Here is a 17303-nt window from a genome sequence, read left to right as displayed (position 1 = left end):
GATGAATAGCATCTTCCCATTTGAATGGATAGTTGCCATGCGTTTTTTGCGTGAAGGACGCATGCAATCCATTTTCATTATTTTGGGAGTGGCAATTGGTGTAGGGGTTATCGTCTTTATGTCAGCGTTATTGTCTGGCATGCAGGGCAACTTGTTTAAACGTGTACTGAGTTCGCAACCCCATATCACCCTCGAGAGACCCAAACAACAGGCCACGCCCGTATTGAAGCTCAATGGACAGGAAACCATCGCTGCTACGATACAAAAACCGTCGCAACGGATGAATACCATTGATCAATGGCAAAAAGTCCGTGACCAGATGCGTGCACGTAGTGACGTTATAGCGGTGTCTCCAAGCGCTTCCGGACCTGCCCTGGTTGTACGTGGCAGTGCTACTCAGGCTATTTCGCTGATAGGTATTGAGCCGGATGCATACATCAAGATCGTGCCCTTGCCGGAGAAAATGATCGCCGGAAGTTTTCGCATGACTAATACAGACATGATCATCGGCATGCAACTGGCAGAGGATATGGGGGTGCAACTTGGTGACAAACTGCGTGTGACCAGTGCAGCAGGTGCCAGCCTGAATCTGAATATTGCAGGTATCTTTGATCTGGGTAGTCGTGGAGCAAATCAACGAACGGTATTTGTCCTGCTATCGACTGCACAAAATCTGCTTGGCATGACTGGTGGTGTCTCTGGAATAGACTTGACAGTACAAGATCCATACTTGGCGGAAGCGATTGCTCAATTGATCGCGAATGCGACGGGTCTGACAGCCATGAGCTGGATAGCGAATAATAATCAGTTTTTCCTGGGGATGCGTGCGCAAACATACTCCAGTCTGCTCATACGTATCTTTGTGGCGTTGTCGGTAGCAGCAGGTATCGCCAGCGTCCTGGTGGTTTCGGTCGTACAGCGCCAAAAGGAGATTGGCATCCTCCGCGCTATGGGCGGAACCCGCAGGCAGGTACTAAGGATTTTCCTGATACAAGGTGCAGTGGTTGGTTTGCTTGGCTCTCTGGTCGGTTCCACGCTTGCTACGGGTTTGCTGGCCGCATGGAGGGTGATCGCCAAAAATCCGGACGGCACACCTATGTTCCCTATCAGTATGGACTTTACTCTATTTTTTTGGAGTGCGGTGATCGCCACGCTGACAGGTTTGTTGGCTGCTGTCACCCCTGCTTTACGTGCATCCCGATTAGATCCCGTGGTGGCAATCCGTGGCTGAATCCTTGTTACGTCTGGAGATGCTCAATAAGTCCTATGGGCTGGGGACTCCTGCAGAAACACAGGTTTTACATGATATACAGATAGATATTGGGAAAGGGGAGTTCGTCGCCTTGATTGGGCCATCAGGCTCTGGGAAAAGCACTCTGCTTAATATCATCGGTCTTCTGGACAGACCAAGTAGTGGCTTACTGTATTTGACAGGCAAAGAAACCAGTACGATGAATGATGCAGCGCTTACGCATCTGCGCGGTGCTGCGATTGGTTTTGTGTTTCAGGCTCATTATTTATTGAGTGCCTTTACCGCCACAGAAAACGTCATGATTCCAATGATGATGCAAAAAGGTCATGCTGATATTAATATGCGTCAACGGGCAGAGGCGCTACTCGCACAAGTGGACCTGGAGCAATGGAAGAACAGTATGGTTGGAACCATGTCAGGTGGTCAGCAGCAAAGAGTCGCCATTGCCCGTGCATTGGCCTTGAATCCGCCGCTGATACTTGCTGACGAACCCACTGGAAATCTTGACACCAAATCGACAGACGCGATTTTTGAATTGATGCGCCGGTTGAATGTCGAGAATGGCACTACCTTCCTGATGGTGACGCATAATATGGACTTGGCTCGGCGTTGCGACCGCATCATTGAATTGGTAGATGGTCGTGTCGTATAAATTTGAGCAACACGGGTATGACCCGACTCCAGCATCGGTCAATATGGAAGTCAAAACGACAGCACGAGCCTTGCACTACAGAAAATCAATCCTATAGAAGGTTGATTATTGTTCACAGACCGGGTATCGACGCTACTTGGAAACCATGCTGTAGGAATAGACATTCGTCAGTATCGCCAGCAAATCAAAATCGATTTTGGTGCACTAACATGAAACAAATAACGATGTTTTTTTCTTTTATGATTCAGTTGGTCTTCCCAGTGCCCTATAGTTGCCGGCCTGTTCTGTCAGCCAATGTGTAGTCAGATGTAAATTATCACGATCCCAGGGTTTGAAGCCAGGTTTGAAATAGGCCAGGTAGTGGGGCAGGGTAAACCAGATCAGACCACGCGGGCGCAGGCAGTACCGGAGCCCTTGCCACCAGGTTGCTGGTTTAAATAACTCGCCAGCACGATACAGGCAATGCAAGGTTTGCACAGTAGTGTCGAAGGCAAACAAAAGGCTGACATAGATGAACCAGGCTATCCTGGCGACGTAGCCACCACCAATTGCGTGGTAGACATCAAAAGCGACTGATTTGTGTTCTGTCTCTTCTATCGAGTGCCAGGTCCACAGGGTTTTCAAAGGTTCTTCTGCATCAGCAATCCAGGATGTTTCACTCAGGCAGGCATCAGAAAAAATGGCGGTGAAATGTTCGTATGCCATGGTGATGGCCAGGTTGCTTTTGACACTTAAGCGGGCCGCACTGCGAACGCGCCAGGATACAAAAGGCTCAATCAAATAGCTCAGACCCTGGGCATTCAATTGTGCATTGAATTGCGTGTGGAGATGGCGGTGACTTGCTTCCTGGCCGATGAAGCCTTTCACTTCGGCCTTCAGGGCTTCGTCTGTCAGCAGTGGCAGTGCTGCACGGACACTGTCGATAAAATATTGCTCGCCGATAGGGAAACTGAAGGACTGAGCATTGAATAATTGCGTGCGGAAAGCATCGCCACCCAGCCAGCGACGGGAAAAACCATGTGAAAAATCGATTTTCAACTGCCTGACTTGCAATGTGCGGGAAGTTCTATCCATTCCTTTAGCGTGACTCATACGGGCTTCCATGATTGTTGATGGAAACCAGTCTAGCGGGTCAAACCGATATCTACTTGTACCAAGCCGTCAAATTTGTACCGACCCGTCAATCCACGAGGATAAAAGCTTTGACAAAGTCCTCACCCGGCATACGGTAAATCCAGAAAGACTGGTCCTGGCTGGCGATTTTTTGCCTGAGCTGGTCTGGTGGTATGCCGGCCAGTTCCACATATTCCCTGTGCATGTGTGCCTGATCGTAGTAACCGGTGTCCTGGGCGATCTGGGTCAGGTCACCCCAAGCCAGGCCAGGTTTGATGATATGCGGTAAGGAAAAGCCGAATCTGACGATGCGTCTCACGTCACGCAAGGTGACGCCAAAATTGTCACGCACCCGTCTTTCCAGCTGCCTTTCCCCTATGCCGAAGTATTCAGTCAATTCCAGCAGAGGGAAGAAGATTTTCTTGTGTGCTGCCAGGAAGGCTGCACCAAGACTGCTTTGTGGCCGGTGATCAAGTATTGTCAGTAAAAAATCCTGGAACATGGCGACTATCTGTTGAATGTCAGTCTGATTGTCGATTGCAAGCAGAAAACGATTCACCTTGTCTTGATCGACCAGGTCATGAAAGTTCAAAGCTGTGCCAGTCATACCGGCAACCTTGATGCCCATGGCTTGCTGCAACATGCCAGGGCGAAAACAGACCGACACCGTGAGGGTCCTGGGAGCATAGCGCACCAGTGATGGAGTCATCATGGGGCCGCGCAGAAAAAATTTTTCCACAGCGAGCTCACTGCGGTCATCCTGAATCAGCGTTGCGCCACCGCTTGCGAACAACATAATGGAAGGGCAGAGAGTGGCAGGTAACAAGACTTCATGGTCATCTAATTCCACAACCAGCACATGCATGAGCAATGCTGACAGTTTGGGATGGGGCGGGAAGAGGTGGTAGACGACAGGATTACTCAAGATAGTAAGTACTTTTGTAGTGACGACTGAACTTAATGGCTGGCATTTTACCTAAACAGGGTGGGTGCTGTACTATTTAATCTGCCTCGATGTCTGATCTGTGGAAAAATTGTCAGTAACCAAACCAGCTAGTGCAAGGATATATCGTGAATATCGCCAGTCTTTTACTCTTCGTTCCCGCCTGCTTTGCCCTGAATATGGCGCCAGGGCCAAACAATTTACTGTCGCTCAGCAATGCCACGCGTTATGGTTTGCGCATTTCTTGTGTTGCGGGCGTGGGACGTCTGCTGGCATTTGCACTGATGCTGGCACTGGCTTCGGTCGGCCTGGCTGCGGTACTGCATACCTCTGAACTATTGTTCACCATGATCAAGCTGGGAGGTGGTGTTTATCTGTTGTTCCTGGCATGGCAATTATGGCGTAGCGACACCAGCCAGCAGGCCGAAGTGACGGCACCGAGCCTGGGTTTGCTGGCACTGGGCAGACAGGAATTTCTGGTGGCCATTGGCAATCCCAAGGCTATCCTGATATTTACGGCTTTCTTGCCGCAGTTCGTCAACCCGGAAGAACCGGCTGCCATGCAATTTGCCATTCTGGGAGCAGCTTTTCTGGTGCTGGAATGGATAGCGATCATTCTCTATGCCTATATGGGGGTGCACATGCGCCGCTGGTTTGCCGAGCCACGTGGCAAGCGCCTGTTTAATCGCAGTTGCTCTGCCTTGCTGGCAACGGCTGGCCTTGGCCTGCTGGCTTCACGCCGCAGTTAATCTGCTGCATCGTGCAGTTTCACATTTCCATTCACATTCTGTAGACCAGTTGCAGGTAAAAGCTGCGGCCTGGTAGCGGTATGTCATTGGGGATGCTGCCTGGCGCAAGGCTGGGTTCACGGGCATCTGCATTGAGCAGATTGCGTACACTGCCGGACACCTCCCAACGACCGGCAGTGGTGCGCAGGCTGATGTCCAGGATCTTGTAATCAGCAACCGGTGGACGCAGGTCACCCACGGTGCGTTTGCGTCCTGCCACCCAGTTCAATTGCGGGCTCAATAGCCAGTCTTGCGCAAATTGCCAATCGGCGCGGGCAAACAAATGGTGTTGGGGTGCATAGCCGGCATCCTGGTTGGTGGTCTGGTCGGTATTGCGCTGATAGCTGTAGTTGCCGTTCAGCCGCAACTGGCGACTGGCTTGCCAGTTCAGTTCGGTTTCCACGCCCTGTCCTTCCTGGCTATTTGTATTTGCATAGGAACTGCCGGTGCCTTTGATTGCATTGGGTACAGTGCGTATCAGGTTCTTCATCCTGAACTGGAAGACGTTGATTTTCGCCTGCAGGTCATTGCGTGGTTGCCAGATCAGGGCTGCTTCCAGTGTCTTGATAGTCTCAGGCTGGATAGTGGGATTGCCGCGCTGGGCGGGGTTGTTGATGCTGTAAAGTTCAGCAAAGGAAGGTGCACGGAAGGCAGCGCCGTACATGAGTTTGGCGGTCAGGTTATACGCCGCCTCCCAGACCAGCGCCATGCGCGGATTGGAGGTGCTGCCAACATCAGAATAGCGGTCATGCCTGAGTCCTGCTGTCAGATTCCAGTCCGGCGCCAGTTGCCACTCATCCTGGATATACACATAATCAATTTTGCGTTTATGCGGTTCAAGAAAGGCGAGTGCACCGGTATAGAGCTGAACTGCGCCTGCCGGTTGCGGCAGACCTGCCGGTGTAATCAGGAAATTCTTGTATTCAAAAGTGTCGTACATGTCCAGATCGTCATGGCCCACTCCCACGCGCAACTGGTGTTCACGCCAGCCTGAATATACTGCATACGCTGAAGTGCGTATCTGCCGCTCTGAAGTATTGGGTGAACCTATCATTCCATTCGGAAAACTGCCGGTTGGAAAAGTGACTCCGGGCGGGTACAGCGTCAGAGGAACAGGCAGGCGTTGCAGGTATTGCATATAGCTGATATTGAAACCCAACCCCCAGTCCTGGCTGACATGGCCGTCACTCCAGGACAGGTCCGACGTCAGCCGCTGACTTTTCAGTTTACCGGACGGATCAAGCGCAGAAGAAACTCCAGTGCCTGTGCCTATGTTGTCACGTATGATGAGGCTGGTGCGCATCCGCCATTTTTCGTAACTCAGGTCAAGATTGGCATCCATATCATCGTGGCCATTATTGATGGGGCCGGGAGCCAGGCTGGCGTGGGTACCGAACAGGCGATCGAGGCCGCTTTGTGCGTCGGTGCTGATCACGTCCGTATTACCGGCAGTTCTACCTACCCGTAAATAGGCAGCAACGTCCACATTGCCTGCTTTGCCGCCATGCTGTATCCAGACGTCGCGGCTGGAGAACGTGCCTGTGCGGACCCCAAACGCTGTTCCCTGGATTTCATTTGCAGTTTTGGTGATGATATTAATGACGCCGCTATAGGCATCAGCACCATACAGGGCCGAGCCGGGGCCGCGTATGATCTCTATGCGCGAGATATGCTGCAAGGGGTAAGAAGCCCAGAGTCGTGACCTGTTGCCGGTTAACAGTACCGTCATCGGTACGCCATTTTGCAATACCAATATCTGCGAATTGAGTTCGTTGATGATGCCGCGCATGACATAGGCAGCAAATGAATTGACGCCGATTCTTTCTACGTGCATACCGGCCACGCTTTCCAGGACCTGGTCAAGATCGGTGGCGCCCATGGCGCGTATGTCGGCAGCAGTGATGACGCTGGTGACGGCTGGTGCAAGTCGCAAGGGTTTCTGGCTGCCGGTGGCAATGCTGACGGTCAGTTTGTCACCGTAGATGGCCTTCAGGTCATCATCTTCATCATTGACTTGTGTGCGTGCGTTTGCTGTTAGTGAAAAGGCCAGTAATATGGCTGTCAGCATTGCTGTGTGTGGCGGCAAGCGCATCTTTACTCCCCCGGTCAGTCATTGCTTCAGTATCTGCATCATAAGTCCGTCAGAAAGTACTGTCACTGACTTTCAGAGGGCGTTGTACGGATGTATGCATGTCTTACATACTTATATTTTATACAAGACTTGCAGATAAATGGATCTTGGCGCCATGGGCAGGTCATTCGGTATTGCCAGGCCGGGGGCAATACTTGGTTCTCTTATGTCAGCATTGAAGAGGTTGCGTATCGTTGCCGACCATTCCCATTTGCCGCGTTCCCGCAATGAGCGCAGACTCAGGTCCAGACTGGTGTAGTCAGGGATGGCCGGGCGCAGATCACCGGCGGCGCGACGACGATCTGCCACCCAGTTCAATTGCGGGCTGACGCTCCAGCCCGGACTGACCTGCCAGTCTGCTCTGGCGTACAAATGATGGTGAGGGGCATAACCTGCATCGGTTTGCGTAGCTTCATCGGTCGAATGCTGATATGAGTAATTTGCCAGCAACTTCAGATTTGTATTCACATCCCAGCGCAATTCTGCTTCAAGGCCGCGGCCGCTTTGCTGGCCGGTGTTGAAAAAAGTCGAGCCTGTGCCAGGTGTCGAGTTTGGTATGGCGCGAATGATGTCCTGCATGGTGTAGTGAAACAGATTCAGGTTCAGTAAAACATCCTTGTTCGCTTGCCAGGACAGGGCCAGCTCACTGGTGGCAATACGCTCCGGCTTCAAATCGGGGTTGCCATTGGCGACGGGATTGAGGCCGCGGGACTCATTAAAGGCCGGGGCACGAAAAGCCCGCCCGTACAGCAGTTTGGCGGTCAGGTTGTGACTGGCATCCCAGACCAGGGCCAGACGTGGGTTGGTCGTGTTGCCAAAATCAGAATATCTGTCGTGGCGTATGCCGGCGGTCATGGTCCAGTCTTTGGCCAGATTCCATTCATCCTGCGCATACAGGTAATCGATTTGCCGCCTCGTTGGCAATATGTGCGGTTGTATCTGGCTGTAGTCGATTACTGGCCCGGTGGGAATGGGGATGCCTGCGGGGCTGAGCAGAAAATTCTTGATGGTCTGGGTACGGTACAGATTCACATCATCGTGTCCCAGACCGAGCCGTAATTGGTGGTCAGTCCAGGCTGTGTAGCTGGCAAAGGCTGACAGACGAAATTGCCGCTCCCAGCGCGACGGACCGCCTATCATGCCGTTCGGGAAGACACCAGTAGGTAATCTTGCGCCTGGCGGCAAGAGCTGCAGACTGCTTGTCTCGACGTAGTACAGATAGCTGAACGTCGTGCCGACTTCCCAGCCCGGGGCAAAATCCTGGTCTGTCCAGGACAGGTCGGAAGTCAATCTTTCTGTGGTAGCGCCCGCGCCAAAATCGAGCGCAGAAGAAACACCCGCTCCCGTTTGTAAGTCCGACCTGCGTAACAGGCTGGAGCGCCAGCGCCAGTTATCCATGCTCAGGTCAAGATTGCCGTCGACAGGGTTAAAGCCCGTATGCACGCTGCCCGGGGCCAGACTCACCCTGCTGCCGAACAGCTTGTCATTCCTGGTTTGTGCATCGGCTGTCAGCAATTCTTTCTGGCCGTCCGTAGCGCCGGCACGCAGATAAGCTGCCACCTTGAATGGTCCCCATTGTCCGCCATGCAAAGCCCAGGCATCACGGGTGCGAAATGAACCAAAGCCTGCGCCCAATAGCGTACCCGGTATTTCGTCTGCAGTTTTGGTGATGATATTGATAACACCCGAATACGCATCTGCACCATACAACGCGGAACCCGGTCCGCGTATGATTTCAATACGCGAAATGTTCTCCACTGAAATGCCGTGCCAGAGCATCTGTCCTTTGTCGCCGGTGTATGAGGTTGTCATTGGTATGCCATTTTGCAGCACCAGTATGTGCGGATTGGTGACGCCACCGCCACCTATGCCACGCATCATATAGACAGGGAAATAGGTGATGGCTGAACGACTCACATGCATGCCGGGTATGGTTTCCATGACCTGGTCAATATCAGTGAAGCCCTGGGCATGTATATCCTCTGCCGTGATGACAGAGGCCACCGCGGGAGCACGTCGCAAGCTCAGTGCTTTACCGGTGGCGATACTGATCATGGACTTGTCGCCATATACCAGAGCCAGTTCCTCTTCTTCTATGGTACCGGCTGCATGAGCTGCGCCGCTGAGCAATGCAAGGACAGCACATAAAGGCAGGAAAAATGGTGATCGAGATTGCATAAGTTTTTTTGTTATGACCATTTTCGGGCTCAGTAATCTTCAGTCGTGACTGATGCATCGCATCCAGCTTAATCCAGCCTGCCACGGTGATCAAGCAAGACTGCCAGGAAAAAGGCGAACAAGCCAGTTTTACAACGGAAGCTGCATGAATTCCTATAATTACATATACAATTGGCTTAAGCCTTGTGCATTGCTAAAATTTTCTTATTGCTGTTTCAGGATCATCATGTTCATTACCATCATACTGGCGGCCAGTGTGCTCATGCTTGCCGGTGTTTACAGCCTGATCAGCAACCTGTTGCATGTGGGGCGCGGTGATAGTCCAGCGAATTGGAAAAAACTCAGCTACGGTGCTTTTGCTGCAGGTATCCTGCTTGCCTTGAGTTCCTGGCTGGGCACTTTCTGGATGCTTTTACCTTATTCTAACGTTGCTGGCGAAGGCTGGTTCGCAGGTCTGCCTTTCATGGCGGTGTATGTGGATGCAACTGACAATCATTATGATTTCAATTTTACAAAAGCAAGCGTAATAGCCAACGCGATATTCTGGTTTTTGCTACCCATGAGTTGCCTTTATCTATATGGCCACTACTGGCGTCGCCGCCAGCATGGCTCGGAATGAGATTTGTCTTTATCTTGCGGTTTTCTTGCCTATACTGATGAAACCTTGTCACTCGCCACAGGCTGATGCAGGCCAGGGAGAATCGATTGAAAAAACAAACTTTTCCGTTTGCCCTGGTTGACGTATTTGCCAGGCAAACCCTGGCTGGCAATGGTTTGGGCGTCTTCGTTCTGGAACAGACTATCTCAACCTACATGATGCTGGCAATGACGCGCGAGATGCGCCAGTTTGAAAGTATTTTTCTTCAGGCGCTAGAGGGTCACTCAAAATGGCGTGCCCACATTTTTACCATGGAAGAAGAGTTGGGCTTTGCCGGTCATCCCATCATTGGCGCGGCAGCCTACCTGCATCAGCATTTTTTTTCGCAGGACGAGTCTGCCGAGTTTGAATTTGTTTTGAATGAGCGCAGTGTCTTTGCCAGTAGCAAACAAGAGCATGGCAATTACTTTGCCGTCATGAACCAGGGTAAGGCCAGCTTTGGTGAGCCGTTGCCACCACCCGTCAGCGAAGTTTTTCTGAAAGCATTGAACCTGCATGCGCATGATCAGGCAAATGATTTACCCTTGCAAGTGGTTTCCACCGGCTTACCCTATCTGATCGTACCTGTGCAGCAGCACCTGGACAGGGCACGTATCTGTCATGAAAAATTTGAAACACTGTTGGCCGGCGCTGATGCAAAATTTGTCTATGTGCTCGATATCAACCGGCGCGAAGGGCGCACCTGGGATAATGAAGGCAAGATCGAAGACATTGCTACAGGCAGTGCGGCAGGAGCGGCAGCGGCATACCTGATCAGGCATCAGCGCGCCCAAGCTGGAGAAGGTCTGGTATTTGCACAGGGTAGCTTTGTACATCGCCCCAGTGAATTGCATGCCATGCAAAATGCAGCAGACGACACGATTACCGTGCACGGGCAAGTTTGCCTGGTAGCCAAGGGGGAGCTGTATGTCTAGTACTTCAGTCATCGAAGTTAAAGACAGGGTGGTTCGTGCGTACTGCGACCAGTCTGGTACCTGATTAACCCAAGCTGCGATACTTGCCTTTAATATTTTTGTAATTTTTGTGCCAGAGCTGCCAGCTGCATGCTGTCAGTTAACCGATCTGATCAACAATAAAGAACTGCTGTGCCCGTGTCTGTGGGGTAGCAACAATCTTTGATCTCTTTCCCCCCTCTAGTTTCTGTTCCTGTATGTGGTCACTTCAATCGAATCAGGTGTTGGTAATACGGGCCCCAGGCATTTCCCTGTCTGAGTGCTAATCGCTTTGACTTATTCACGATTGTCAAAAGGCAGGCAAAAAGAGTTAGGGAGCGCAATTTGTATATAAAAGAGTAAGTAGTTCAATTACATAAAGTAGTCTAACTACATTGTTCTCTTGCTCTCTTGTGGGGCGTATGCAACACATCTTGGTGCATGGCTCGCTGCTTCCCATAGAGGATGGATGTATTGCTTGATTCAGACTTGTAGTTTTTTGTAGTCTTTGTTTGACACTTAATCTAGTTTTAGTACAAAATTCATTTCGGAACGTTGGGTTCTGATTGCCGTGCCGGAATGTTGGGTTTCTGCCCGGTGACTCAAAGAGTGCAAGTCAAATAAAAGTGTGAGGGGACATTACATGAAACAAGCTACGCAAAAGCGTCGGCAGGGCGAAGCTCTGCACCGTTTTTCTTTTAAGTTGAGTCCGGTTGCGGCTGGATGTGCGGTGTTGATCTTCAGTATGGCCGATATCGCCAGCGCGCAAGAGGCGTCAAGCAATACAGTGGTCGTGACAGGTATCCGCAAAGGCATAGAAGAAGCCATCTCGATCAAGAAAAATTCCAATTCCATCGTCGAAGCAATTTCTGCGGAAGATATCGGCAAACTGCCGGATGCAAGCGTGGCAGAATCGATTGCCCGTTTGCCAGGTGTTACCGCACAGCGCAGCCGTTCGTCCGGCAAAGCGGCGGATGTCAGCGTGCGTGGCTTGTCTCCAAGTTTCAATGGCTCCCTGCTGAACGGTCGTGAACAGGCTTCTACAGGTAATGCCCGCAGTCCGGAATTTGATCTGTTTCCGGCTGAACTCATGGGTTCTGTCTTGATCTATAAGACGCCAGATGCAGCACTGGTTGGTCAGGGCCTGGCAGCAACTATCGATTTGAATACACTCAAGCCACTCGATTTTGGCAAGCGCGTTTTGGCAGCCAGCTATCGCAAACAGCGCACCGGCGTACAATCAGGCTCCGAAGAGGGCACAGGCGACCGCGCATCATTCTCTTATGTCGATCAGTTTGCCAACCGCACTATTGGTGTTTCGCTGGGCCTGACCAAGTTCAAGGAAGATGGCGGTGGTCAGCAAAAATTTGACTCCTGGGGGGGCTTTGCTCCGACAGTTGATTATAACGGCGCCAAAGTTGTGGCACCAGGCGGATTTAAGTCTGATACGGAAGTCAGCAAGAATAACCGCGATGGCGCTTCTCTGACGCTGCAATACAAGCCAAATAAAAACTTCAAATCATCGGTCGATGTATTTTACTCAGCAGGTTCTACCAGCTTGAAGAAAACCGGTCTCGAAGGTGCAATTGCCGGCTCCGCTGGCGGTTATGATCCAGACGGGGTGCTCAGCAATGCAACTATCGTCAATGGCGTCGCTACAGCCGGTACTTTCAGTAACTACAAAGGCGTAGTTCGCAACCACAAGGAAAGCGCTGACGACAAGCTGACTTCGATAGGCTGGAACAGTGAAATGAAACTCGATGAGTGGACCGCAGTAGCCGATCTGTCTTATTCGAAAGCAGTCAAGCATAGCAAACGTTATGAAACCACCGCAGGTCAGCCGGGTGATGCATTGCCACTGGGTTCGATTTCTTATACCGGTTTTAACGGCGGTAATTTTTCTGATGTGAAGTACACGACCAGTCTGAACTATTCCGACCGCAATGTTGCCAGGCTGACTGACGTTGATGGCTGGGGCGGTGGCCCGAATACGCCACAAGCCGGATATGTGGCTTTGCCCGATATTAACGACAAGGTCAACAGCATACGTCTGAGTGCTAAACGTGATGTGAATTTTGGCCCTGTCGTTGCTGCCCAGTTTGGCCTCAATTATACGGACCGTGATAAAGCCCGTACTGGCCAGGAAGGGCGCCTGGTTGTCAAGGGCGGCGGCGGATACGCATCTGCAGCTGTGCCTGGTAGTGCGGTTGCAACCGCAGGCACGGTTGGTCTGCCAGTTGTTTCTTTTGATCCTGATGGTTCTTTGGGTACGATTTATGATCTGGCGCGCTGGGTTGACGCATCTGTGCTCGCAAAAGACTGGTCTGTCAGTGAAAAAGTAACGACCGCCTATGCGATGGGTGACCTGGACGGTCAGCTCATGGGCTTGAATTACCGTGGTAATTTCGGTGGTCAGTTCATTCATACTAACCAGCGCTCCACCGGTAATCAGGTTGATCTCGCCAAGTGCACGGGCATTACGGTGGATACCTGCCCATTTACGACTGCGTCGGGTGGCAAGTCTTATTCCGATTTCCTGCCTAGCCTGAATGTGTCTTTTGATCTGGGTAAAGAACAGTTCTTGCGTGTTGGTCTGGCAAAAGTGTTGTCTCGTGCAAACATGGATGATTTGCGTGCCAGCCAGGAATTCGGTGTCAAAACCGGTGGCGCCTTCCCTATCCTCACTGGTACTGGTGGCAATCCAGAGTTGAAGCCTTTCAGTGCCAAGGCTTTTGATTTGTCGTATGAAAAATATTTCGGTAAGAAGGGTTATTTCAGCGTTGCCGGTTTCTATAAGCAACTCGATACTTATATCTACCGTGCGCCACGCACTTTTGACTTTAAACCGTTTGTCAGCGCAACGACACCACTGCCTTTGACTGGTCCATATCAAGGTTCTACCGTTGGCTTGCTGACGACGCCACAAAATGGCAATGGCGGCAATATCCATGGCTTTGAAGTCGCCTTGAATATTCCTTTCTCCATGATTACGCCAGTACTGGATGGTTTTGGCGTCATGGTGAATCACTCTGATACGTCGAGTCAGATTACTTTGCCTGCATTTGGTTTTGGTACGCAGAATATCAGTGCGGCAAATATTCCATTGCCAGGCCTGTCCAAGCGCGTCAGCAATCTGCGTTTGTACTATGAAAAGAATGGCTTCCAGATAGCGGTAGCCGGACGCAAACGCTCTGACTTCCTGGGCCAGATCAGCGACTTCCAGGATAATCAGCAACTGACTTTCATCAAGGGTGAAACCATCGTTGATTTCCAGGTGTCGTATGAATTCCAGACAGGTTACCTGAAAGGTTTATCATTGCTGGCGCAAGCAAATAACTGGAACAATGCACCGTTCCAGCAATATGATACTGATCCAAGCAAGATCACGGATAAAACTGTGTATGGCAGAACTTATCTGTTTGGCTTGAACTATAAGTTTTAAGCGAAAAGACAAACAGCCCCTGTCAGCGTCAGCTTACAGGGGCTGTTTTTTTTGGTGGAGACAAAATGCAGAATACAACGATAAAAAACGTGGTGATTGTTGGTGGTGGTACGGCTGGCTGGATGACGGCAACGGCGCTGGCGACGGTCTTACAGGGACAATATCAGATACGCGTAGTGGAGTCGGATGAAATTGGTATTGTCGGTGTCGGCGAAGCCACCATACCGATGATACAAAGATTCAACCAGGTCGTCGGTATCGATGAAAATGAATTCCTGCGTGAGACCCAGGGAACCTTCAAGCTGGCGATAGAATTCGTTAACTGGGGCAGGCAGGGTGACCGCTACATGCATGGCTTTGGCAGCATAGGCCAGGACCTGGGTAGCGTACGCTTTGATCAGTATTGGCAGAAAATGCGCACGCTGGGCAAGGCCGATGAGCTGGCGGCCTATTCCATCACCCGCATGATGGGCAAGGCAAATAAATTCATGCCCGCACGTCACGACGTGCCGAATTCACCGCTGAACCAGATTGCGCATGCTTATCATTTTGACGCCAGACTGTATGCACGTTATCTGCGCAAGATCGCCGAATCACGCGGTGTCACGCGTACGGAAGGCAAGATAGTCTCAGTCAGCCAACGCGAGGCTGATGGCTTTGTCGATGCCATTGTTCTGGAAAATGGCGAACGCATCAACGGTGATTTATTCATTGATTGCTCAGGCTTCCGCGGCTTATTGATAGAGCAAACTTTGCACACCGGTTATGAAGACTGGTCGCACTGGTTGCCTTGTGACCGGGCGCAGGCTGTGCCCTGTGAATCTGCATCCGAGCTATTGCCCTATACTAGGGCCACCGCTCACCGTGCTGGCTGGCAGTGGCGCATCCCTCTGCAACATCGCATAGGTAATGGCCATGTGTATTGCAGCCAGTATGTCAGCGATGATGAGGCGGCTTCTGTGCTGCTGTCTAATCTTGATGGCAAGCCACTGGCTGATCCACGCGTCATCAGGTTCAAGACTGGTATGCGTAATAAAACCTGGAACAAGAATGTGGTCGCGATAGGTTTGTCCAGTGGCTTTCTCGAACCATTGGAATCAACCAGTATTCACCTCATACAATCTGCCATTGCGCGCCTGATTGACTTCTTTCCTGACCGGAGTTTCAACGCTGTCGATATTGCAGAATACAATCGTCAGTCACGCTTTGAATATGAACGTATTCGCGACTTTGTGATTCTGCATTACAAACTCAATCAGCGCGATGATTCTGATTTCTGGAAAGCCTGTGCAGCCATGCCCGTGCCGGAAAGTCTGCAGCACAAGATTGACTTGTTCCGCGCCAGCGGGCGCTTGCTGCGCGTCGATAATGAACTGTTTGCCGAGATTGGTTGGTTGCAGGTTTTTGAAGGGCAAAATTTAATTCCTGAAAACCTCAATCCTCTGGTAAATTTGCAGACCGAAGCGGACACCATGGAATATCTTGAAAGTGTGCGTGAGGTAGTGCAGAAATGCGTGGCCATCATGCCAGGGCATGCTGCCTATATTGCCCAGCATTGCAAGGCCAGAAGCTGAGTAAGTCCGGACTTACGCAAAACCGCCCCAGCTGCGTTGTAGCTCCCGCATTGAGCAAATTCGGTACTAAAGTACTGTCTTCGTCGCTACGGTATGGCTGGGGTTTCAGACAACATGTTGTCCGCCAGCGAAACGAACACTCTTACAAGAGATGTTTCCTAAAGGCGTTAGCCTTGCTGGGACAATTTTGCGTAAGTCCTTGCAATGTTGAGTTGGGGGAGGCATTACTTTTAATGAGTAATGCATAAAAAAATAAACTCAAAAAAATATAAATTATGCATACTGGTATGAGCACTACCGAGATCTTTCTGATCGCGATGCTAGTGATTTTCACGATGCCTTACCTGATCTGGCGGGTAGGTAAAACCGACTATTACGCACCACTGGTAGTAGTCCAGATCATCACTGGTATTTTGCTGGGGCCTGGTGTGTTGGGTGCGATTTATCCCGACTACTACAAGTTTGTCTTTAATCCCCAGGTAATACAGTCATTGAATGGCATCGCCTGGTGGGCAGTCATGATTTTTGTCATGATTGCCGGAATAGAACTGGACTTGAAGAAAGCCTGGGAATACCGACGCGAAAGCAGCATCACGGCAGGCCTGGCGTTAGGCATGCCCTTATTGTTTGGTTGCGTAGCTGGTATGGGCCTGCTCAGTATGGATGGCTGGATGGGCCCCAAAGCCATGAGCTGGCAATTCGTACTCGGTGTAGGCATGTCTTGCGCCGTTACTGCCTTGCCTATCCTGATCCTGTTGATGGAAAAACTCGATATCCTGCGCCAGCCCATAGGCCAGCGCATCTTGCGTTATGCCAGCCTGGATGATATTGCCATCTGGGGCGTGCTGGCAGTCATCTTGCTGGACTGGACGCGTATGGGGCGTCAGGTTGGCTTTTTGCTCGTATTTGCCGTTGCCACAGTGCTGTTCCGCAAACTTATGGTCTGGCTGGAAGAACGTGACCGCTGGTATGTGGGCCTGATTTGGCTGGCTGCCTGTGCTTTTGCGGCTGACTGGGCTGGCTTGCACTATATGGTGGGTGCTTTTCTGGCGGGTGCAGTCATGGATGCACACTGGTTCAACCAGGAAAAAATGGATCTCATGCGCCACCATGTCTTGCTGGCCATCATGCCGGTGTTTTTCCTGAGCACGGGTTTGCGCACTAACTGGGCCATGGGCGGTGTTGCCGTCTTCGTCGCTGCGGCTGTATTGCTGTTCGCCTCTGTCGCTGGCAAGCTGATAGGCATACAGGTGGCAGGCAGGATACTCAAGTGGGAAAAAGGCGAGGCATCCATCATAGGCTGGTTATTGCAAACCAAGGCTTTGATCATGATTATCTTCGTCAATATTTTGCTCGATAAAAACATCATCACCAGCGAGACTTTTACCGCCTTGTTGTTGATGGCAATTGCCAGCACCATGCTGACCGTACCTGTGGTGTATCCGAAATTGCAGAAGATGAAAGAGTTGATTTTCAGGAGCAAGTAAGTTTTTATCTCCGTTTTTTCAGGTGAAATGCCCGCTGCTTTTGCGAAAGTAGCGGGCATTTTCTTTCTGCGTTTGTGCGCGCAGATGTGCCAGAATATGCTTGGAAAGGTGCATCAAGCAATGGGTAGTATTGCTACAGATTAGCGTTTGCAG

The 17303-nt window shown here is 51.0% G+C and carries 12 protein-coding genes; 8 read left to right on the top strand and 4 right to left on the bottom strand.

Annotation, left to right across the window (positions count from 1 at the left end; translation table 11 throughout):
• Position 1: 1 nt before the first annotated feature.
• Positions 2 to 1231, top strand: a complete 1230-nt coding sequence (locus LZ463_RS12905) for an ABC transporter permease (RefSeq protein WP_241456156.1) — start codon at positions 2 to 4, stop codon at positions 1229 to 1231.
• On the top strand, positions 1224 to 1904 hold the full coding sequence (locus tag LZ463_RS12900; protein WP_489686112.1) for an ABC transporter ATP-binding protein: 681 nt from the start codon (positions 1224 to 1226) through the stop codon (positions 1902 to 1904). Before LZ463_RS12905 ends, LZ463_RS12900 begins: the two co-directional genes overlap by 8 nt.
• Positions 1905 to 2141: 237 nt before the next feature.
• On the opposite strand, the gene LZ463_RS12895 is transcribed toward LZ463_RS12900, so the two are convergent.
• Both LZ463_RS12895 and LZ463_RS12890 read right to left on the bottom strand, forming a co-directional pair.
• Positions 2142 to 2996, bottom strand: coding sequence for a metal-dependent hydrolase (locus LZ463_RS12895; RefSeq protein WP_241456155.1), 855 nt, complete (start codon positions 2994 to 2996; stop codon positions 2142 to 2144).
• Positions 2997 to 3084: 88 nt separating this feature from the next.
• Complete coding sequence (locus tag LZ463_RS12890; RefSeq protein WP_241456154.1) at positions 3085 to 3942, bottom strand: AraC family transcriptional regulator; 858 nt, start codon at positions 3940 to 3942, stop codon at positions 3085 to 3087.
• A gap of 146 nt (positions 3943 to 4088) precedes the next feature.
• Here LZ463_RS12890 and LZ463_RS12885 point away from each other — a divergent pair, with 146 nt between their 5' ends.
• Positions 4089 to 4709, top strand: coding sequence for a LysE family translocator (locus LZ463_RS12885; protein ID WP_241456153.1), 621 nt, complete (start codon positions 4089 to 4091; stop codon positions 4707 to 4709).
• A 31-nt stretch (positions 4710 to 4740) separates the two neighbouring features.
• On the opposite strand, the gene LZ463_RS12880 is transcribed toward LZ463_RS12885, so the two are convergent.
• Entirely contained in the window at positions 4741 to 6840 is a 2100-nt protein-coding gene (locus LZ463_RS12880; protein WP_241456152.1) for a TonB-dependent receptor plug domain-containing protein, read from the bottom strand.
• A 111-nt stretch (positions 6841 to 6951) separates the two neighbouring features.
• Complete coding sequence (locus LZ463_RS12875; protein WP_241456151.1) at positions 6952 to 9057, bottom strand: TonB-dependent receptor plug domain-containing protein; 2106 nt, start codon at positions 9055 to 9057, stop codon at positions 6952 to 6954.
• A gap of 226 nt (positions 9058 to 9283) precedes the next feature.
• Here LZ463_RS12875 and LZ463_RS12870 point away from each other — a divergent pair, with 226 nt between their 5' ends.
• The 5 genes from LZ463_RS12870 (at position 9284) to LZ463_RS12850 (ending at position 17150) form a co-directional block, all read left to right on the top strand.
• Positions 9284 to 9676 carry a hypothetical protein gene (locus LZ463_RS12870; RefSeq protein ID WP_241456150.1) on the top strand — a complete coding sequence of 131 codons (393 nt, stop codon included), beginning with the start codon at positions 9284 to 9286 and terminating at the stop codon, positions 9674 to 9676.
• Positions 9677 to 9762: 86 nt separating this feature from the next.
• The gene (locus LZ463_RS12865) at positions 9763 to 10629 is read left to right on the top strand and encodes a PhzF family phenazine biosynthesis protein (RefSeq protein WP_241456149.1); all 867 of its coding nucleotides are present in this window, start codon (positions 9763 to 9765) and stop codon (positions 10627 to 10629) included.
• A gap of 661 nt (positions 10630 to 11290) precedes the next feature.
• On the top strand, positions 11291 to 14089 hold the full coding sequence (locus tag LZ463_RS12860) for a TonB-dependent receptor (protein ID WP_241456148.1): 2799 nt from the start codon (positions 11291 to 11293) through the stop codon (positions 14087 to 14089).
• Between the two features lie 65 nt (positions 14090 to 14154).
• Positions 14155 to 15663, top strand: coding sequence for a tryptophan halogenase family protein (locus tag LZ463_RS12855; protein WP_241456147.1), 1509 nt, complete (start codon positions 14155 to 14157; stop codon positions 15661 to 15663).
• A 287-nt stretch (positions 15664 to 15950) separates the two neighbouring features.
• Complete coding sequence (locus LZ463_RS12850) at positions 15951 to 17150, top strand: cation:proton antiporter (protein WP_489686111.1); 1200 nt, start codon at positions 15951 to 15953, stop codon at positions 17148 to 17150.
• Positions 17151 to 17303: the final 153 nt, after the last annotated feature.

Origin of the sequence: Undibacterium paludis (assembly GCF_022568815.1) — a bacterium.
In the GTDB taxonomy this organism is placed as follows: Bacteria; Pseudomonadota; Gammaproteobacteria; order Burkholderiales; family Burkholderiaceae_D; genus Undibacterium.
The sequence above is the reverse complement of the archived record's forward strand: the minus strand, read 5'-3'. Positions and strand labels throughout refer to the sequence as shown.

Bases quoted from the DNA above. Each gene is read 5' to 3' on its own strand.
- LZ463_RS12870 (WP_241456150.1), top strand. From the start codon at position 9,284: ATGTTCATTACCATCATACTGGCGGCCAGTGTGCTCATGCTTGCCGGT.
- LZ463_RS12875 (WP_241456151.1), bottom strand. From the start codon at position 9,057: ATGCAATCTCGATCACCATTTTTCCTGCCTTTATGTGCTGTCCTTGCA.
- LZ463_RS12905 (WP_241456156.1), top strand. From the start codon at position 2: ATGAATAGCATCTTCCCATTTGAATGGATAGTTGCCATGCGTTTTTTG.
- LZ463_RS12860 (WP_241456148.1), top strand. From the start codon at position 11,291: ATGAAACAAGCTACGCAAAAGCGTCGGCAGGGCGAAGCTCTGCACCGT.
- LZ463_RS12880 (WP_241456152.1), bottom strand. From the start codon at position 6,840: ATGCGCTTGCCGCCACACACAGCAATGCTGACAGCCATATTACTGGCC.
- LZ463_RS12850 (WP_489686111.1), top strand. From the start codon at position 15,951: ATGAGCACTACCGAGATCTTTCTGATCGCGATGCTAGTGATTTTCACG.
- LZ463_RS12895 (WP_241456155.1), bottom strand. From the start codon at position 2,996: ATGAGTCACGCTAAAGGAATGGATAGAACTTCCCGCACATTGCAAGTC.
- LZ463_RS12855 (WP_241456147.1), top strand. From the start codon at position 14,155: ATGCAGAATACAACGATAAAAAACGTGGTGATTGTTGGTGGTGGTACG.